Annotated in this window: 14 protein-coding genes and 1 pseudogene; 2 read left to right on the top strand and 13 right to left on the bottom strand. The window is 65.0% G+C overall.

Annotated features, from left to right (window positions below; all coding sequences use genetic code 11):
* Window positions 1-15 precede the first annotated feature (15 nt).
* Window positions 16-2,466, bottom strand: a complete 2,451-nt coding sequence (gene nirB / locus BM275_RS20360; RefSeq protein WP_090523240.1) for a nitrite reductase large subunit NirB — start codon at window positions 2,464-2,466, stop codon at window positions 16-18.
* A 483-nt stretch (window positions 2,467-2,949) separates the two neighbouring features.
* Between nirB and BM275_RS20365 the strand changes: the two genes are divergently transcribed.
* Window positions 2,950-3,258 carry a hypothetical protein gene (locus BM275_RS20365; RefSeq protein ID WP_044315123.1) on the top strand — a complete coding sequence of 103 codons (309 nt, stop codon included), beginning with the start codon at window positions 2,950-2,952 and terminating at the stop codon, window positions 3,256-3,258.
* Window positions 3,259-3,261: 3 nt separating this feature from the next.
* On the opposite strand, the gene BM275_RS20370 is transcribed toward BM275_RS20365, so the two are convergent.
* Window positions 3,262-4,935, bottom strand: coding sequence for a bifunctional protein-serine/threonine kinase/phosphatase (locus BM275_RS20370; protein ID WP_044315122.1), 1,674 nt, complete (start codon window positions 4,933-4,935; stop codon window positions 3,262-3,264).
* Window positions 4,936-5,002: 67 nt separating this feature from the next.
* A complete protein-coding gene (locus BM275_RS20375; protein ID WP_090523242.1) occupies window positions 5,003-6,214 on the bottom strand; it encodes a nitrate/nitrite transporter in 1,212 nt (403 codons plus the stop codon).
* 366 nt (window positions 6,215-6,580) lie between these two features.
* On the opposite strand from BM275_RS20375, the gene BM275_RS20380 reads away from it, so the two are divergent.
* Complete coding sequence (locus tag BM275_RS20380; RefSeq protein ID WP_090523244.1) at window positions 6,581-7,531, top strand: 1-phosphofructokinase family hexose kinase; 951 nt, start codon at window positions 6,581-6,583, stop codon at window positions 7,529-7,531.
* On the opposite strand, the pseudogene BM275_RS20385 reads toward BM275_RS20380, so the two are convergent.
* The 10 genes and pseudogenes from BM275_RS20385 to BM275_RS20430 form a co-directional block, all read right to left on the bottom strand.
* A pseudogene (locus BM275_RS20385) lies at window positions 7,515-7,959 on the bottom strand (thioesterase family protein). The gene BM275_RS20380 and the pseudogene BM275_RS20385 sit on opposite strands and share 17 nt — an antisense overlap.
* Before the next feature lie 228 nt (window positions 7,960-8,187).
* Entirely contained in the window at window positions 8,188-8,910 is a 723-nt protein-coding gene (locus BM275_RS20390) for a hypothetical protein (RefSeq protein ID WP_046619615.1), read from the bottom strand.
* 300 nt (window positions 8,911-9,210) lie between these two features.
* On the bottom strand, window positions 9,211-9,789 hold the full coding sequence (locus BM275_RS20395; RefSeq protein WP_023445173.1) for an ANTAR domain-containing response regulator: 579 nt from the start codon (window positions 9,787-9,789) through the stop codon (window positions 9,211-9,213).
* Window positions 9,790-9,803: 14 nt separating this feature from the next.
* Window positions 9,804-11,024, bottom strand: a complete 1,221-nt coding sequence (locus BM275_RS20400; protein WP_090523246.1) for a CmpA/NrtA family ABC transporter substrate-binding protein — start codon at window positions 11,022-11,024, stop codon at window positions 9,804-9,806.
* A gap of 178 nt (window positions 11,025-11,202) precedes the next feature.
* The gene (locus tag BM275_RS20405; protein ID WP_090523248.1) at window positions 11,203-12,831 is read right to left on the bottom strand and encodes a BatD family protein; all 1,629 of its coding nucleotides are present in this window, start codon (window positions 12,829-12,831) and stop codon (window positions 11,203-11,205) included.
* Window positions 12,828-14,552, bottom strand: coding sequence for a VWA domain-containing protein (locus tag BM275_RS20410; RefSeq protein WP_090523250.1), 1,725 nt, complete (start codon window positions 14,550-14,552; stop codon window positions 12,828-12,830). The genes BM275_RS20405 and BM275_RS20410 overlap by 4 nt, the downstream gene beginning before the upstream one ends.
* Window positions 14,549-15,568, bottom strand: a complete 1,020-nt coding sequence (locus BM275_RS20415) for a vWA domain-containing protein (RefSeq protein ID WP_046619603.1) — start codon at window positions 15,566-15,568, stop codon at window positions 14,549-14,551. Before BM275_RS20415 ends, BM275_RS20410 begins: the two co-directional genes overlap by 4 nt.
* Window positions 15,561-16,055: a DUF4381 domain-containing protein gene (locus BM275_RS20420; RefSeq protein ID WP_041014325.1), complete on the bottom strand. Its 495-nt coding sequence runs from the start codon at window positions 16,053-16,055 to the stop codon at window positions 15,561-15,563. Before BM275_RS20420 ends, BM275_RS20415 begins: the two co-directional genes overlap by 8 nt.
* On the bottom strand, window positions 16,052-17,014 hold the full coding sequence (locus BM275_RS20425; RefSeq protein ID WP_090523252.1) for a DUF58 domain-containing protein: 963 nt from the start codon (window positions 17,012-17,014) through the stop codon (window positions 16,052-16,054). Before BM275_RS20425 ends, BM275_RS20420 begins: the two co-directional genes overlap by 4 nt.
* On the bottom strand, window positions 17,014-17,973 hold the full coding sequence (locus BM275_RS20430) for an AAA family ATPase (protein WP_003298329.1): 960 nt from the start codon (window positions 17,971-17,973) through the stop codon (window positions 17,014-17,016). The genes BM275_RS20425 and BM275_RS20430 overlap by 1 nt, the downstream gene beginning before the upstream one ends.
* Between the last annotated feature and the right edge of the window lie 207 nt (window positions 17,974-18,180).

The following is an 18,180-nucleotide window of genomic DNA, read 5'->3' on the forward strand; positions in this document are numbered from 1 at the left end:
CTCCAGATCAGGTTCTCAGGCGTTTTCCAGCTGCTTGACGGCGATGCGGTCGAATTCCTTTTTCAGCTGCGGCTTGGAAAGCTGCTCCTGCCACGGGTCCTGCTCGAAGGAAAGCGAGAACAGCAGCCGCTGATGCAGCGCCTTGCGTCGCTCGGCGTCGTCCAGCACGGCCTTCTTGATGTGGTCCATGCCGACGCGCTGCATGTAGTGCACGGTGCGCTCGAGGTAGAAGGCTTCCTCGCGGTAGAGCTGGAGGAACGCCAGGCTGTATTCCATGACCTCCTCGGCCGTCTTCACCTTGACGAAGAACTCGCCGGCTTCGGTCTTGATGCCGCCGTTGCCGCCGATGTACAGCTCCCAGCCGGAGTCCACGCCGATGATGCCGACGTCCTTGATGCCGGATTCGGCGCAGTTGCGCGGGCAGCCGGAGACGGCCAGCTTGACCTTGTGCGGCGACCACATGTTGAAAAGGGCGTGTTCCAGGTCAATGCCCATCTGCGTGCTGTTCTGCGTACCGAAGCGGCAGAACTCGCTGCCGACGCAGGTCTTCACTGTGCGGATGGATTTGCCGTAGGCGTGGCCGGAAGGCATATCCAGGTCTTTCCAGACGCCTGGCAGGTCTTCCTTGCGGATGCCCAGCAGGTCGATGCGCTGGCCGCCGGTGACCTTGACCATCGGCACCTGATACTTGTCCGCCACATCGGCGATGCGGCGCAGCTCGGAGGCGTTGGTGACGCCGCCCCACATGCGCGGCACGACGGAGTAGGTGCCGTCCTTCTGGATGTTGGCGTGGGCGCGCTCGTTGATGAAGCGCGATTGCGGATCGTCCTTGGCCTCGCCCGGCCAGGTGGAGATCAGGTAGTAGTTCAGCGCCGGACGGCAGGTGGCGCAGCCGTTCGGCGTGCGCCATTCCATGAAGGCCATGGCCGCCGGAATGCTGGTCAAGTGGTGCTCGCGAACGGCCTTGCGCACCTGGCCGTGGTTAAGGTCGCTGCAGCCACAGATGGCCTTCTCGCTCTTCGGCTTGACGTCGGCGGCGCCGCCGACGGTGTTGATCAGGATCTGTTCGACCAGCCCGGCACAGGAGCCGCAAGAGCTGGCGGCCTTGGTGTGCTTTTTCACCTCGTCCACCGAGAACAGCCCGTGTTCCTGGATCGCCTTGACGATGGTGCCCTTGCACACGCCATTGCAGCCGCACACTTCCATATCGTCCGGCATCGACATGGCCTTGCTCTGGCCCTGGTGGCCAGCATCGCCGATGGCGCCCTCGCCAAACATCAGATGGTCGCGGATCTGGCCCACGTTCTGGCCCTCGCGTACCTGGCGGAAGTACCAGCCGCCATCGGCGGTATCACCGTACAGGCAGGCGCCGACCAGCACGTCGTCCTTGATCACCAGCTTCTTGTAGACACCGCCGATGGGGTCGGAGAGGGTGATGGTCTCGGTACCGTCGCCGCCGATGAAATCGCCAGCCGAGAACAGGTCGATGCCGGTGACCTTTAGCTTGGTCGAAGTCACCGAGCCGAGATAGCGGGAGAAGCCAAGCATGGCCAGGTGGTTGGCGCAGACCTTGGCCTGTTCGAACAGCGGTGCGACCAGGCCATAGGCGGTGCCGCGATGGTTGGCGCATTCGCCGACGGCGTAGATGCGCGGGTCGTAGGTCTGCAGGGTGTCGTTGACCAGAATGCCGCGATTGCACGGGATGCCGGCCTGTTCGGCCAGTTCGCTGTTGGGGCGGATGCCGGCGGCCATCACCACCAGGTCGGCGGGGATCACGTCGCCGTCCTTGAACTTGACCGCGCATACCCGGCCTTCGCCGTTGTCGAGCAGTTCGGCGGTGTGCTTGGGCAGGAGAAACTTCAGGCCACGGCTTTCCAGCGCGCTCTGCAGCAGGGTGCCGGCAGTCTTGTCGAGCTGGCGCTCCATCAGCCAGTCACCGATGTGCACCACGGTGACGTCCATGCCCCGCAGCTTTAGGCCGTTGGCCGCTTCCAGGCCGAGCAGGCCGCCGCCGATGACCACCGCGTGTTTGTGGGTCTTGGCGGTTTCCATCATCACTTGGGTGTCGGCAATGTCGCGGTAGCCGATTACGCCCTGCAGGTCCTTGCCGGGAATCGGCAGGATGAACGGGTTGGAGCCGGTGGCGATGAGCAAGCGGTCGTATTCCGCCTCGCTGCCGTCATCGGCGATCACCCGGCGTTTGACCCGGTCAATCTTCACCACCTTGCGGTTGAGCTTGAGGTGGATATCGTTCTCGGCGTACCAGTTCAGGTCGTTGAGCACGATCTCTTCGAACTGCTGTTCGCCGGCCAGCACCGGGGAGAGCAGGATGCGGTTGTAGTTGGGATGTGGCTCGGCGCCGAACACCGTGATGTCATAGAGCTCGTTGGTGAGCTTGAGCAGTTCCTCAAGGGTCCGCACGCCGGCCATGCCGTTGCCGATCATTACCAGTTTGAGTTTCTTCATGCCCGTTCTCCGTGCCAGCTGCCGTCCGGCCTGCTCGAAATTTTTCAACAACAAAAAAGGCGTCCCACCGGTTACCCAGTGAGGACGCCTTTGTCCGTGTCCCGCTCTGTCGGGAGACCTGCCGCTCCACGTTGAGGGTCAGGTCGTAATGATTCTTCGAGGTTCTGCTTTGCAGAGGTTATGCCAATTTGCAAATACACCAATTTTCAAGGGCTTGAGCGGTTGATGGGGCGTTGGCCGCGGAGCATCGTTGCACTGATATGCAGCGGCTTGCGCCCTGATGGTGCGAATCGCCATCGAAGCGACTCCAAAAACGCCGTTGACAGGCTGCGGCCAGCTTTCTAAAGTTTCGCCCATGCGCCGATTTAGTCAGCTACTTGCGGGGCGCCTGGAGCCGATGGCTTCGAAATACCGCTAAAGCGCTGGTTCCGGTGTCGCCTCCCACCGCTGCCCAGCGGAATCCTCGAGGCGGAAGTTGAATCAATGAACGCAAAGCACGCCCAGTTGCGCCTGGCCCCGATCACCAGCGGCCTACACCCCAGCAATCCGAAAGTCCTCCTCGGCGGTACTCACCAGCCATCTCTGTTGCGCTACCTCGAAGGTTGGCCGCGACGTCATCGCAAATCCCGCGCCCTGCTTATCCAGTTCGCCACGGCCGACGAGTCGCTGGCGCGTTTTGCCACCGACAGCTTCGATCTGGCCGTGATTCAGGCACCGACCGCTGAGCGCCTGGAAGAATGCGTGTGCGAGCTGACCCGGGTGGCGCGCCAGGGGCTGATTACCCGTCGCTGAGCGTCAAGCGCCTTTTATCAGCAGCACGACCAGCAGCAGGTTGAGTAGCAGCGACAACAGCGCCATGCCGCGCCATACCTTGAGCGGCTCACGTTCGAGCAGGGGGCGCAGCCGAAGGCTGGCGCTGCGCTGTTCGCCCTGTTCCAGCTCAAGCAGCCATTGCTCGGCGGTTTCGAAACGCTGTCGTGGATCGACCGCTAGCACGCGGGCGAGACTTTCCTCCAGCCAGGTCGGCACGTCCGGGCGATAGCGGCTGGCCGGTGTCGGGTTGCCGAAGCGTGGATGCTGGAAGGCTTCGATCTCGCCGTAGGGGTAGTGCCCGGTCAGCAGGTAATACAGTGTCACGCCGGTCGCATAAAGATCCTGCGCTGCGCTGGGTTCGGCCCCTGTGAATGCCTCCGGGGCAATGAAACTCGGGGTTCCGGGCAGGTGATTGGGCAGGTCGCGAGTCAGCCCGGGGCAGAACGCCAGGCCGAAATCCAGGATACGCAGCTCGCCGTCCTCACCCAGCAGCAGGTTTTCCGGCTTGATGTCACGATGAAGGATGTTGCGCCGATGCAGCATGCCCACCGCGCGGATCAGCCGGGAGGCGACCTGCAGCAAATCGGCCAGTGGCAGCGGGCCGTCTCGTTCGAAGCGTTGCGCCAGGGTCGTCCCGCTGTACTCGCGCTGCACGTAATAGAGGTGTTGGCGTTCTGGCAGCGGATGCAGTTCGGCGAAGTTGCGCCCGGCAACCCGGCGCATGAACCATTCTTCCTGGAGCAACGCCGGTCCTGCGTCTGCCTCGTCCTGCCGGCTGGGTGGCAGCGTCTTCAGCAGCCAGGCCTGGCCCTGAGCATCTTGCACCCGATAGATCAGCGACTGCCGCGACTCGTGCAGCAGTGCATTCACCTGCCAGCCCTCGAACAGCTGGCCGGGGCGCAGCTTCGGCGGCAACGGCCAATGATCGAGCTGGGCGAGGGCGTCGGCCAGCACCGCTTCGGGCAGGGCTTCGACGCGCAGCAGCAAGGCACTGGCGTTGTCCTGACTGCCGCTCTGGTGCGCCAGATTGACCAGCGCCCGTGCCGCGGCGCCTAGGTCGGGTTGATCGTGCAGGATATGCGCGATGTCGCGTTCGGGGACGCAGGACCAGACGCCGTCGCTCAGCAGCAGGTAGCTTTCGCCTTCTTGCAGCTCGCCGTCGAGGTAGTCCATCACCAGGTGCTGATCCAGTCCCAGCGCACGCTTGAGCACATGCTGCATGCCCGACTGCTCCCAGACATGGTCTTCGCTGAGTCGCTCGAGCTGGGAGCCGTTCCAGCGGTAGGCGCGGCAATCGCCAACATGCGCCAGGGTGAAGCGGCGACCGCGCAGCACCAGTGTGGTGAGGGTGGTCAACAGCGGCTGGTTGCCGCCGTTGGCCTGCAGCCAGCGGTTGTGCGCGACCAGCACGCGGTCGAGTGATTGCGCGACGGCCCAGGTCTCCGGCGTCGCGTAATAGTCGAAAGCCAGCGCCTGCAAGGTCGCTCGCGCAGCCAGCCCGCCATCGGCGCATTGGCTGACGCCATCGGCCAGCGCGAACAGATACCCCTTGCCGGTTGCCAGCCCGGGCGCCGGAGTGACGATGCGTATCGCATCCTGATTTTCCGGTCGCGGCCCGGCGGCGCTGGCCTCGCCATAGCTCAATCGCAGGGGCATGGTCGTTCTCGAATGGCTGCGTACTGCAGCAGAGCACTATTCGCGCCCTGCATGATCTGCATGTGCATCACACCCGCGCCGCGGTTACCGCAGCCGAACCCCAGGTGGTGCGCCAGCGACGCTTGACGCCATAGAGGCCGAACCAGGCGAGCACGCCGAGGCTGGCGAACAGCCAGAGGCCGAGCTGGTAGTCACCGGTCGATTGCTTGACTGCACCGAGCCCGGCGGTGAGCAGAAAGCCGCCGATACCGCCGGCCATGCCGACCAGTCCGGTCATCACGCCGATCTCCTTGTTGAAGCGCTGCGGCACCAGTTGGAACACCGCACCATTGCCGGCGCCCAGGCTGAGCATGGCGACCACGAACAGCGCCAGCGCTGCAGTCGAACTGGCCAGATTGAAGCCCACCGCAGCGATGCAGAATGCCGCGACGGTGTACATCACCAGCAGCGCCCGGATGCCGCCGATGCGGTCGGCCAGTGCACCGCCGAGCGGGCGCAGCAGGCTGCCGGCGAAGACGCAGGCCGCGGTGTAGTAGCCGGCCTTGACCGGGTCGAAGGCGTACTGGTCGTGGAAATAGCCGGGCAGGGTACTGGCCAGGCCGAGGAAGCCGCCAAAGGTGACGCTGTAGAAGAACATGAACCACCAGCTGTCGCGGTCGCCCAGCGCTTTCATGTAATCGGCCAGCGACTTCGGTGTCGGGCGATTGGGCGCATTCTTCGCCACGCTGGCGAAGATGATCAGGGTGAGGACCAGCGGGATCAGCGCCAGGCCGAATACGTTGTTCCAGCCGAAGATCGCCGCCAGGACCGGCGCGAACAGGGCCGCCAGCACGGTGCCGGAGTTACCGGCACCGGCGATGCCCATCGCCTTGCCCTGGTGCTCTGCCGGATACCACTGTGAGGCCAGCGGCAGCGCGACGGCAAAGGATGCGCCGGCCATGCCGAGGAACAGGCCGAGCAGCAAAGCCTGCTCGTAGCTGTGGATGCCATGTAGCCAGGCGACGAACAGCGCGACGATGACGACGCTCTGGCCAAACAGCCCCGCGGTTTTCGGCGATGTGCGATCCGCCAGGATGCCCAGCGCGAGACGTAGTACGGCACCGGCGAGGATCGGCGTGGCGACCATGAAGGCGCGTTGCTGGGTGGTCAGGCCGAGATCGGCGGCGATCTGCACGCCCAGCGGGCCGAGGACGTACCAGACCATGAAGCTCAGGTCGAAGTAGAGGAAGGAGGCAAACAGGGTCGGCGCGTGGCCGGCTTTCCAGAAACTCGTGCTCATTGGATCGGCTCCAGGGCGTTCGTGACGCGGCGTTGGCCGCTAGGGCTGCTCAGACCGCCCCCTCGTCGAGGCGGAAAACAAAAAGGCGCCGCAGCACGCCTGCCGGAGCAGGTGTGGTGCGACGCCTTTGTCGTGATATTGCAGACCGCCGTTGGCCTGCCTGAAGCGGAACTAGCATCTAGCGTGCCAGCGTGCCAGCCTGCGGAGGCCGCCAATTCTGTGCGTTCGGCGTGGCTAAGCAGATGCCGCACGACGACAAAGCGCACAGATAGCGCGCAACCGCGCGCCAAATCAGGGCAAGGCATCTCGTAAAACCCAAGGCGCGCTTGCTGTTAGTCTTGAGCGGCTTTTGCCAAGGAGCGAGCGATGCCCCTGATTGCGACCCTGACTCTTAATCCGGCGATGGACCTTTCCGTCAGCACTCCGCGAGTGATCAGTACCGAAAAGCTGCGGTGTTCGCTGCCGCGCCACGACCCGGGTGGCGGCGGGATCAACGTGGCGCGGGTGGTGAAGACGCTCGGGGGCAGGGCGATCGCCATCTATCCGGCTGGAGGGCCCTTTGGCGATCTGCTGCAACGTTCGCTGGACGAACTGGGTCTGGTGCATCGTCCGGTGTCCATTACTGGCGATACCCGCGAGAGTTTCACTGTCGATGAGCTGGGCTCAGGCCTGCAGTACCGTTTCGTGTTGCCCGGTCCGACGCTATCCGCGCAGGAACTTCAGCGTTGCCTCGACAGCCTCGCAGCGCTGCAGCCAGCGCCGGCCTATGTGGTGCTGAGCGGCAGCTTTCCACCCGGCGTCGACCTGGGTTTCTACGACGAGCTGCTGGCATTGACGCGCGGTATCGGTGCGCGGCTGGTCGTCGATCTGTCCGGCGAGCCATTACGCCACGCCGCCCGGCAGGGCGGTGCATACCTGATGAAGCCGAGCCTTGACGAGCTGTCCAGCCTTGTGGGCTACCCCATCTCCAGCGAAGCCGAACAGGAGGCAGCGCTGCGCCGCCTGATCGCTCAGGGCTGCGCCGAAGTGGTCGTGTTGTCGCTGGGAGCCCAGGGCGCGCTGTACGCCTGTGGCGATGAGCTGCGGCGCCTGCCCTCGGCGGATGTCCCGGTGGTCAGCGCAGTGGGTGCGGGTGACAGCATGCTCGGCGCCATGGTGCTGGCGCTGGCCGAGGCGCGCTCGCTACAGGATGCGGTGTGCCGGGGCATTGCCGCGGGTGCCGCGACGGTGATGCGTCCGGGCACCGAGCTGTGTCATCGCGAGGATGTCCAGCGGTTGCTGCAATCTGTGGCTGACGCCCCTAGTCGATCCGGTTGACCCGCGGAAACTTGCCGGCGAACGCCTCGGGCATGGCGACGACGCGGCTTTGGGCGTAGTCGTAGAAGACGAAACCGGATTTGGCCATGGCGATCAGTGTGCCGTCGGCAGGGCGGGTGATGCGGAAGATGATATCGCCGCCGTACTTGTTGAAATCCATCACGCCGACCTCGAACAGCAGCGCATCACGGGCATGGGCTTCGGCTTTGTAGGTCGTGGCAAAGGTCGGTCACGATGATGCCAGCACCGTCCTGACGGGTCTCGGCAACCCCGTAGGCGAACAGGAAGCGCGCCCGCGCCTCGGAAATCATCGAGATCATCGAATCGTTGGCCAGATGGTTGCCGGCGTTGATGTCGGTGATTCGCACGGTGAGCTGGGTGGAAAAGCAGTACTGGTCTTCCGGGAAATGCAGGGTAAGACGCGCCATGGGTCGCTCGGTAATCGGTCGAAGGTGCGCATTCTAGCGTTGTGTCATTCGCCCAGGTTAGATGCGGGCTCGTGGGAGCGGTCTTGACCGCGAATGGGCTGGCACCGGGCGGGCCCATTCGCGGCCGAGGTCGCTCCTACTGGAGGCCCTAGGTGGAGCGGCGCCTGCACGTAGCCATGCGGTGGCGGCTACGAATGGAGCGGAGGCAGACCCCGCAACCTCGATTCGTCAGCCCACCCGACGCAAGCCGTGCTGCGCTTGCGCGTCACTGTGCTGCAGACGTTGCTGGATCAACTGCAGGCGCGCGTCGATGAAGGGAGTGACCAGGGCAAAGCACTCGGGCGGGCTCAGCCTCGGTTGGGCTGCATGGATCACGCTGCGCTCAAGCTTGCCGACCAGCCGCTTCAGCTCCATATCGGTGTCTGTAACCATGCGCCGACAGAGTGCTTTCAGGCGCTTTTGCAAAGCCGGCGTGCAGCCGCCCTGATTCGAGGCGACGACGCAGAGGCCGCGCAGGCGTGCCACGTCTTCCAGTTCGCGGCAGGCGCGAGCGGCTTCGGCGGGTTCGTTGCTCGATATCGGCGCCCGCTTCTCAAGCGCATCGATAAGGGTTTCGATCAGTGCGCAATGCCCGTCGAAATCGGCAGGGTTGTTGCGCAGAACCAGCCAGCCTTCGGTTATCGAATACGCATCGGGCAGGGCACTGCGCTGTTGCAGACGTTGCGTCAGGCTTGTCGCCAGCGTGCAGCGCAGCGCTACCGCAGTGGGTTCGATCTGTACGCCCATACCGCGATGCTGTTGCAGCAGGCGGAGAATCTCCAGATCTTCCTGAACTGCCAGCAGGCGCAACTGCGCTACGCGTCGGGAATGTTGTGCGCTGGCCATGCCGTTCAGATAGTGGCCCAGCATCAGCAGTACACAGGCGATCGCCAAGGTCGCGGTGATGGTCATTCTGCAAATCCCTGAAGTGAGCGCGCGGCACTGCCGCGCGGGCAACAAAAAAGGCGTCCGGACCGGCATGTCGAAACATGCGGTGCAGGGACGCCTTCGTCTTTGCCGGACGCCTTCGTTGGCTCGGCCAATCCATCTAGCAAGCTGCTTGCCAGCCTGCCGCTTGCTGCAGGCTCTCGGCTGAACGCCGCGTCTTGGCGGATGGCGGCGTTGCAGCTGTCTCACGGTCCATGCCGAGGGACCGAGAGCACGCTCGCCCATGGTGCGTTTGGTCGAGCGGTTGCACTGCGGGCGGGCAGCTCACTGCCCAAGCAGCTCGTTCATGGCGATGATCTGCTCGGCGACCTGGATCAGCTTCTGCTGGCGACTCATCGCCTGGCGGCGCATCAGGGTGTAGGCCTCTTCCTCCTTGCAGTCGCGCATCTTCATCAGCATGCCCTTGGCCAGCTCGATGCGTTTGCGCTCCGCGAGTTGCTGCTCGCGGGCCTGCAATTGCGCACGGATCGCCTGGTCAGTCTCGAAACGCGCCATCGCCACATCGAGGATCGGCTTGAGCCGCTGGGCCTGAATGCCCTCGACGATATAGGCGCTGACCCCGGCGCGGATGGCCTGACGCATGGCGTCCGGGTCACTGTCGTCGGTGAACATGACGATGGGTCGTGGTTGGTCGCGGCTGACCAGCACCACCTGTTCCAGCACATCGCGGCCCGGGGAGTCGGTGTCGATCAGCACCACGTCCGGGCGAATTGTCTCGACCCGCTCGGGCAGATCGATGGTCAGGCCGGATTCATCGATGACTTCGAAGCCGGCCTCGATCAGCGCGCTTCGCAGGCGCCCGATCTTGCGTGGGGTGTCGTCGATCAGCAGGATGCGCAACATGCCTGATCTCCTGCTCAAAGTGCAGCCACCATGGCCTGATCGGCCATGGCGTGCAGTGGGAAGCTGCGGGCGTAGGCTGCCGGATCGCTGCCGTCCCAGGTCCTGCCATCCATCAGCGTGGCGCTGCGCATGGGCGACTCCGGCACGGTGATGCCGAGCGCGCCGGCGGCCTGTCGGTACAGCTCGATCTGTTGCACCTGGCTTGCGACCAGCTGGTAGTCCGGGTCCTGGCGCAATAAACCCCAGCGCCGCAGCTGGGTCATGAACCAGAGGCCGTCGGACAGGTAGGGCATGTTCGCCGCGCCATCGGCAAAGAAGCGCAGCGGGTGTTGGTCATTCCAGGCGTTGCCCAGCCCATCCTGATACGAGCCGAGAAAGCGTGATTCGATGGCTGCCAGCGGCGCGTTGACATACTCGTTCCCGGCAATCAGCTGTGCGGTGCTGCGGCGGTTTTCCTGGCTCTGGTCGATGAAGCGACTCGCTTCGAGCACCGCCATCACCAGTGCGCGCGCGGTGTTGGGGTACTGCTCGACGAATGCGCGGGTGCAGCCGAGCACCTTTTCCGGATGATCCGGCCATATCGACTGGCTGGTTGCGAGGGTGAAGCCGATCCCCTCGGCGATCGCCTGCGCACCCCAGGGTTCGCCGGCGCAGAAACCGTCGATGCGCCCGGCCTGCAGGTACGCCACCATCTGCGATGGCGGCAGCACCAGCGTCCGCACATCCTGCAGCGGGTGGATACCATTGGCGGCCAGCCAATAATAGAGCCACAGCGCGTGGGTGCCGGTGGGGAAGGTATGCGCGAGAGTCAGGCGTGCACCGCTTTGGCGCACGCTGTTGCGCAATGCCTCGGGATCGGTCACGCCGGCAGCCTTGAGCGGGGTCGACAGGTTGATGCTCTGGCCGTTCTGCGCAAGCCCCATGAGCACCGCCATATCCACGGCGCGGCTGCCGCCGATTCCCAGGTGCACGGCATATATCAGTCCGTACAGGCCGTGCGCTGCGTCCAGTTCACCGCCGATCAGCTTGTCGCGCAGGCCCGACCAGGAGTTCTGGCGGTGCAGGTTGAGCGTCAGGCCGAAGGGCTGGGCGAAGCCCTGGGTGGCGGCGACAATCAGCGAGGCGGCATCGGTAAGTGGCAGAAAGCCCAGGTTGAGCGAGCTCTTTTCCGGTGCATCGCTGCCGGCGACCCAGGCCAGTGCATCGTGGCGGGGCGACGTGGAAGGTTCGGTCATGCTGTGGGCCTTTCGATTGCGAAGCGTGCGGCACAGGTAACCGTGCACGACGGATCAGGAGTGGTCTATGGCCAAGCCTGAAGCAAGCGATATGCCAGCGAGAAAGTGGTGCGCCATGCGGTGCCCGTGCACCGCGTTGGTCAGGCGCGTCTGGTGTGAAGCGGTGTGGCGTTGCCGGTCAGCGTGGATACAGTGGTGGCAGGGCGCTGAGGTCCTGCTCGACACTCGGACTGGTCGCTGGAGGGAGCGTCTGGATCGCCTGCCACAGCGCCTCTCCCTGCCAACGCTGGCCGGCTTCGCTGTACAGCGCACCATTGAGTCCGTCCAGCGCATCGGACAGCGGCACGAAGCGCGCAGCCATGTCGGCCAGCGTCTCCGGCTGTTGCCGCGCCCAGGCATCCAGCGCCTGGCGAGTGGCCTGCGAGTCGTTGGCCTGGCAGGCACGACGCAGGTCGTCGAGCAGGCTGCGTGGGGTCGGACCAGGCTGCAGTGCGCGCTGCACTGCGGGTTGCCGCCGCGCGTGTAGCCACAGTCCGAAGCCGGCGAGGGTGGACAGGGCGAAGAGCAGGGTACTCAGCTGCCAGGGCCACAGTAGCTGCTGCTCGGCAGGTAGTGGCGTTGCGGCCGGTTGCTCGGCGGGCGTCGGTGCGAGATTCGGATTATCGGCGACATTCAGGGTCCGTTCGTCCAGCGTGGTGCGTTCCAGCCGGTCTTCCACGGTGTTCCACCAGACCACTTCCACCGCGGGTAACTGCAACGCGCCGCTGCGCGTGGGAATCAGCGCCTCGCGCTGCTCGCGGCTACCGACCAGACCCGCGCCACTGACTTCGTTGGCCAGGATCGGTTGATCCGGGTAGCGGCGCAGGTCGGGGCTATGGGCAGAACCGATGGCGGGCAACTGGGTGCTGGTCAGGCCTTCGGCCTTGAGCAACAGGCTGCGGGTGAGCGATTCGCCGGTCTGTGCCTGATCGGGCTCCGGGCTCCAGGCCTCGACCAGGGTCAGGCTGCGTGCCGGCAGCCAGGGCGCCGCGGCGGGGTAGTCCGCCGGTTTGCGCTTGACCGTCAGCGGGATGCTTGGTGACCTGACCTGCGTCGAGCGGCCCGAACGCGAGCCGAACAGCGGGTTGCTGCCATTGGTCACAGTGGTGGCGCTGAACAGTTGGGCAGGGATGGTCAGCTCGCCGGACTTCTGCGGGAACAGCGCATAGCGCACTTCGATGACGCCGTGGCGAATGCCGTTGATGGTTTTCTCGTATGTGCGTGGCTCACCGAGCCGTTCGACCAGGGCTTCCGGCATCTGCAGCGGCGAGAGGGTGCTGTCGTCGTACAGCGAAACCGAATGATAGATGCGCAGGGTAAGGATCACCTGGGCCTGAACGTAAACGTTTTCCTGATCGACGCTGGCATCGATGAAGATCGGGGCCAGCTGGTCGCTTTCGGTATTTTTCAGCGATTCCTGGACCATCAATGTGATCGGCTCGCTGCGCCAGTCGCCCAGTTGCAGCGGCGGGATGATCACGTAGCCGGTCTGCTTCGGCCGCAGGGTAATCAACCAGCGTGTGATCGCATAGGCTTCGCCGTTGCTGCTGGAAAGCTGGTTGACCTGACGGGTGTCGAACACCTCGAACAATGGCTCCAGCGGCTGCAGGTCGGGCTTGCCGAATACCGTGCTGCCCTGGCTTTCCAGGCTCAGCTCCAGGGTTTCGTCAATGCTCAGCTGGGTGCGGTCAACCCGGGCGAACAGGCCGGCGGCTGCGGCCTGACCAGCAAGGAGGCCGAGCAGAAGAAAAGCCATCAGGCGCATCATCGATTGGTTTCCTGGTGCTTGCGTTGTTCGTAGAGAAATTTCCTTCGCAGCAGCTCGCCGGGATCGTCCGGAATCTGCCGCAACCATTGCTCCATCGCCTGTTGCCGCTCTTGCTCGGGAAGCGCTTCGTGTTGCGCCTGGGCCGCGCTGCCATCCATTTCTTCGGTCTCGGGCGTGGCTTCGGTTGTCGATGGCTGCGAGGCGCCGCTGGCTTCGCTGGACGGCTCGACCTGGGCATCCTCTGGCGAAGGGGAATGGGCAGAGCCCGCTTCCTGTGATTGCGGCTGCTCGGGTTGCGGCAGTGGTTCTTCGGTTTGCTCGTCCTGCTGATTCTGTTCCTGCTCGGGCTCGGGCTGTTCCTGCTGGCGGCGCAGCAGCTCTTCGATCAGCGCCTTGTTTCGCTGCGCCGCCTGTAGATCAGGCTGCAGGTCCAGCGCCTGGTCATAGGCTTCGATGGCGGCCTCGAAGGCTTCGCTACGAGCCAGGGCATTGCCACGGTTGTAGTGATCGGCGGCCGTGTTGCCTTCGGCGAACAGTTCTGCCGCGCCGCCATAGTCGCCGGCCTGATAGCGGGCGGTGGCCTGCCAGCGGCGATCGGTGAAGCGCTCGGCGGCCTCGGCCGGCCGCTCCGCGTCCAGCAGGCGTTGGCCCTGCTGATCGCGACGTAGCCAGAGGTCCTCTAGCTCGAAGGCATTGGCAGGCTGCGGCTGCAGCAGCAATAGCGGTAGGCAGAACAACCAGCCGCGGCGACCGGCGAGGGCGGCCAGCAAGAGCAGTGGCAACAGCAGCCAGTGCCCCTGATCCAGCCAGGCTTCCAGCCGCGTGATTTCATCGTCCTGGCGCAACGTGCCAGTTTGATCGAGCAGACCGAGGGCCGTCAGGTCGTCGTCACCCAGCTGCGCGCGCTGATAGCGCCCTCCCAGCTCGTTGGCCAGGCGTTGCAGTCTGGCGTTGTCCAGGCGCGGGATGAGGATTGCGCCTTGGGCATCCTTGACAAAGCTACCGTCCTTGCCGGCGATTGGCGCGCCTTGTGCGGTGCCGACGCCGAGTATCAGCAGTTGCTCGTTTCTGCCCTCCATCAGCGTGACGATGGCGCTGCGTTCGTGCTCGTCCAGGCTGCTGCCGATCAGCAGCAAGCGCCCGCGCCCCAGGCCAGCCTGTTCGAGCAGGGCGAGGCCTTTGGCCACGGCAAGGTCCGCGCGCTGGCCCTGCTCGGGCATCAGCGTCGGGTGCAGGGCGTCGAGCAGGTTGCGTGTGGTCGCCAGGTCATCGGATAGCGGCACCACGGTGTGGGCGCTGCCGGCGAATACCACGACGGCGGTCTGTACGTCCTGCCGGCGCTCGAGCAGATCCAGCAGCTTGCGCTTGGCCTGTTCCAGGCGAGTGGGTGGTGCGTCGCTGGCGAGCATCGATGGCGTGAGTTCCAGCAGCACCACCAGGGGATCGCTGCGCTTGATGCTCGGCTGTTCGAAGCGCTGCCAGCTGGGCCCGAGCAATGCGATGACCGCCAGCAGCCAGGCCAGGCCCAGCACCAGCCAGGGCAGGCGACTGTGGCGCAGTCGGCCACGGGTCAGCAGGGCGGCATGAAAGGCTTCCGGCAGCAGACGCTGCCAGCGACCAACCTGCAGCTGCCGATGCCAGAGCCGCCACAGCAGCCAGATCAGTAGCGGCAGGATGAGCAGCCAGTATGGCCGCAACAGATGGGGTAGCAGCTCGCTCATCGGCGCTGCTCCCGTCGCCAGGCCAGGCGCTGCAACTGTGCGCTCCACAGGCTGGCCGCGACCATCAGCAGGCTGATCAGCAAAGCCGCCGACAGCGGCCAGATGTACAGGGCCTCGGCCACACGGGCCTGGGCTGGTTGCTGCGCTGCCGGCTCGAGACGATCCAGCGTGTCGCCGATCGCCTTCAGCTCTGCGCTCGACGAGGCGCGGAAATACTCGCCGCCGGTTTGCTCGGAAATGGCGCGCAGCGTCGGCTCGTCGAGGTCCAGGCCAGGGTTGAAACCGAAGCGGCTGAGCACGCCACCTTCTTCCGGCACGGCGCCGATGCCGATGGTGTGGACCCGCACGCCTTCTTCGGCGGCTAGCGAGGCCGCCAGCAGCGGCTCGATTTCGCCACCGTTGTTGGCACCGTCGGTGATCAATACCAGCACACGACTGTTCGCCGGTCGCTCCCTGAGGCGTTTAACCGCCAGGCCGACGGCGTCCCCTATCGCAGTGTTGCTGCCGGCGATGCCAACCCGGGCTTCGTCCAGCCAGACTCGCACGGTGTGGCGATCGAAGGTCAGTGGCGCCTGCAGATAGGCCTTGCTGCCGAAGAGAATCAGGCCGACGCGATCGCCACGACGCTCCTCGATGAAGTCGCCGAGCAGTACCTTCACCAGTTCCAGCCGCGTCAGCTCCTCGTCCTGCCACTGCATGTCGGGGTAATCCATCGAGCCGGAGACGTCCACTGCCAGCAGCAGATCGCGGCCGCTGGTGGGCAGCGGCAGTGGTTCACCCAGCCACTGGGGGCGTGCTGCGGCGAACAGCAGCAACAGCCAGATGGTCAGGTAGGGCAGTTGCTGGCGCCAGGCGGGCAGGGCGACACGCGCGCGCCGGCCGGACAGCTGCTGCAGTTCGTCGAGGAAGCTGACCTTCAGCGCGGCTTCGCCGCTATCGGCAGGCGGCAGCAGTGCGCGCAGCAGCCAGGGCAGCGGTAGCAGCAGGAAGACCCAGGGCCAGGCCAGTTCAAACATGCTTGCGGATCCAGATGTCGACGGCCTGTTCGAGCCCGTCGATTGCCTTGTCGTCGAGGCGGCACTCGGCCCGGTAGGCACCTTCGACAAGAATCATCCAGCGGGTCAGCCCGGCGGCCGGGCAGCGGTTGTCGAGAAAGGCCAGCCACGCGCGCCCACTGAGCGTGTGCGGGTGGTCGTTGGGGTAACGAATGCGACAGAGCCGCTTGAGCAGCCCATTGAGTTGTTGCAGCCACTGGCTGGCCGGTTGCCCTCCGTAGGGTTTGCTCAAGCGCGAAAGCTCGATGAGCGCTTCCTGGCGCTGCGGTTCCAGCGGTGGCTCCGGCTGCACATGGGGCTTGCGCCTGAGCAGCCGGTGACGAAGTCGCCAGAGCAAGCCAAGCGCCATCAGCAGCACCAGGCCGAGCAGCCACCAGCCCGGCGCTGGAGGCCACCAGCTGATCGGGTCGGGGCTGATCAGCGGAGCGAGTTGATCGAGCGGATTCATTGCCGTGCGCTCGGATGGCGGACGCTCAGGTGCTCGCGCAGCTGCTCGACCAGATCGTGCAGGGTATCCAGCGGCATCAGCGGCACCCGCAGGCGATCGGCCAGACGCTGCCAGCGGGCGCTGCGCGCCTCGCCCTGCTCGCGGTAGCGCTGACGCAGATCCGCATCCTGGGTATCCAGTTCAAGCCGCGCATTGCCTTCGCTGAAGCGCAGCAGGCCGGCCGCGGGCAGGGCGTGATCCAGTGGATCGAACAGCGGCAGCAACAGCAGGTCGACATGGCGCGCGAGCAGGCTGAGCTGCTGCTCGGCGGCATCGGTGAGGGTGCGCTCGTCGCAGAGAATCACCGACAGACTGCCCGGACGCAGCACTTCCCGTGCCCGGCGCAGGGCCATGCTGAAAGCGTCGGGGTCGATCGGGTTGTCTGGCTGCAGGCGATTGTTGGCGCGGGTGACGCGATCCAGCAGCTGCAGCAGGCTCTGCTTGCTGCGCCGTGGCTTGATTTCCTGACGCTCATCGCCGAACACCAGCCCGCCGACGCGATCATTGTGGCTGAGCGCCGCCCAGCCGATCAGGCTCGCCGCCTGCGCCGCCAGCACCGACTTGAACAGCCGGCCGCTGCCGAAGAACAATCGCGGGCTCTGCTCGATGACGATATAGATCGGCCGCTCGCGTTCTTCATGGAACAGCTTGGTGTGCGGCTCCTGGGTGCGTGCGGTGACGCGCCAGTCGATGGTGCGCACGTCGTCACCGGGCTGATAGATACGAACCTGGTCGAAATCCACGCCGCGCCCGCGCAGCTTGGAATGGTGCAGACCTACCAGCGGGCTGCGGCGATGCGGTGTGGAAAACAGCGGCACTTCACGGACGCGATGACGCATATCGATGAGTTCGGCCAGGCTCACGCGGATACCGGAGCCCTGCTCGGTTGGCTGCCCGGCGGCGGAAGCCTGCGGTTGCATCAGGCCACCGCTACCACGTCGAGAATGCGCTGGATGACCCGATCCTGATCGATGCCGGCGGCTTCTGCCTCGAAGGAGAGAATCAGGCGGTGACGCAGTACATCGAAAAGCATCGCCTGTATGTCCTCGGGGCTGACGAAATCGCGTCCGGCCAGCCAGGCATGGGCGCGGGCGCAGCGGTCCAGCGAGATCGAGCCCCGCGGACTCGCGCCATAGGCGATCCATTCAGCCAGTTCGGCATCGAACTTGGCCGGCGTGCGCGTGGCCATGACCAGTTGCACCAGGTATTCCTCCACCGCATCGGCCATGTACAGGCCGAGGATATCCTTGCGCGCGGCGAAGATCGCCTGCTGGCTGACCCGATGTTCCGGCGCCGCCTCGCCATTGATTGCCTCGCCACGGGCCTGCTGCAGGATGCGTCGTTCCACCGAGGCGTCGGGGAAGCCGATCTTCACGTGCAGCAGGAAGCGGTCGAGCTGTGCTTCGGGCAGGGGGTAGGTGCCCTCCTGCTCGATCGGGTTCTGTGTCGCCATCACCAGGAACAGCGGCGGCAGATCGTAAGTGCTGCGGCCGACGCTGACCTGGCGCTCGGCCATGGCTTCGAGCAGCGCCGATTGCACCTTGGCCGGCGCGCGATTGATTTCGTCCGCGAGCACGAGATTGTGGAAGATCGGCCCCTGCTGGAAGACGAAGCTGCCGGTCTCCGGGCGATAGATTTCGGTACCGGTGATGTCGGCGGGCAGCAGGTCGGGGGTGAACTGGATTCGATGGAACTCCGCTTCCAGGCCTTCGGCGAGTTCCTTGATGGCCCGGGTCTTGGCCAGGCCCGGCGCCCCTTCGACGAGCATGTGGCCGTCGGCGAGCAAGGCGATCAGCAGGCGTTCGATCAGCCGTTCCTGCCCCAGGATCTGGGTGGACAGGAACTGTCGCAGCGCGATTATCGATTCACGGTGATCCATCTTTTCGAGTCTTCCAGGTGGGCGGCAAATCGGCTGGCGCGGCGGGCAGAGACGCCGGCTGCTATTGGCTGCTACAGACAGTCGCAGGCGACTGCAGGAGAAGCGCCACTTTACTGCATTAACCCTCGACTAGACTAACCTTGAACCTTCGTCCTGTGCCGTCAGTCACTACCGACGTCTCTTTCCCCAGCAAGCCAAGCGGAGCCA

This window comes from Stutzerimonas kunmingensis (assembly GCF_900114065.1).
GTDB classification, from domain to species: Bacteria; Pseudomonadota; Gammaproteobacteria; order Pseudomonadales; family Pseudomonadaceae; genus Stutzerimonas; species Stutzerimonas kunmingensis.

Excerpts from the sequence above, each read along its gene's own strand:
- nirB (WP_090523240.1), bottom strand. The coding sequence starts at position 2,466 with ATGAAGAAACTCAAACTGGTAATGATCGGCAACGGCATGGCCGGCGTG.
- BM275_RS20365 (WP_044315123.1), top strand. The coding sequence starts at position 2,950 with ATGAACGCAAAGCACGCCCAGTTGCGCCTGGCCCCGATCACCAGCGGC.
- BM275_RS20370 (WP_044315122.1), bottom strand. The coding sequence starts at position 4,935 with ATGCCCCTGCGATTGAGCTATGGCGAGGCCAGCGCCGCCGGGCCGCGA.
- BM275_RS20375 (WP_090523242.1), bottom strand. The coding sequence starts at position 6,214 with ATGAGCACGAGTTTCTGGAAAGCCGGCCACGCGCCGACCCTGTTTGCC.
- BM275_RS20380 (WP_090523244.1), top strand. The coding sequence starts at position 6,581 with ATGCCCCTGATTGCGACCCTGACTCTTAATCCGGCGATGGACCTTTCC.
- BM275_RS20390 (WP_046619615.1), bottom strand. The coding sequence starts at position 8,910 with ATGACCATCACCGCGACCTTGGCGATCGCCTGTGTACTGCTGATGCTG.
- BM275_RS20395 (WP_023445173.1), bottom strand. The coding sequence starts at position 9,789 with ATGTTGCGCATCCTGCTGATCGACGACACCCCACGCAAGATCGGGCGC.
- BM275_RS20400 (WP_090523246.1), bottom strand. The coding sequence starts at position 11,024 with ATGACCGAACCTTCCACGTCGCCCCGCCACGATGCACTGGCCTGGGTC.
- BM275_RS20405 (WP_090523248.1), bottom strand. The coding sequence starts at position 12,831 with ATGATGCGCCTGATGGCTTTTCTTCTGCTCGGCCTCCTTGCTGGTCAG.
- BM275_RS20410 (WP_090523250.1), bottom strand. The coding sequence starts at position 14,552 with ATGAGCGAGCTGCTACCCCATCTGTTGCGGCCATACTGGCTGCTCATC.
- BM275_RS20415 (WP_046619603.1), bottom strand. The coding sequence starts at position 15,568 with ATGTTTGAACTGGCCTGGCCCTGGGTCTTCCTGCTGCTACCGCTGCCC.
- BM275_RS20420 (WP_041014325.1), bottom strand. The coding sequence starts at position 16,055 with ATGAATCCGCTCGATCAACTCGCTCCGCTGATCAGCCCCGACCCGATC.
- BM275_RS20425 (WP_090523252.1), bottom strand. The coding sequence starts at position 17,014 with ATGCAACCGCAGGCTTCCGCCGCCGGGCAGCCAACCGAGCAGGGCTCC.
- BM275_RS20430 (WP_003298329.1), bottom strand. The coding sequence starts at position 17,973 with ATGGATCACCGTGAATCGATAATCGCGCTGCGACAGTTCCTGTCCACC.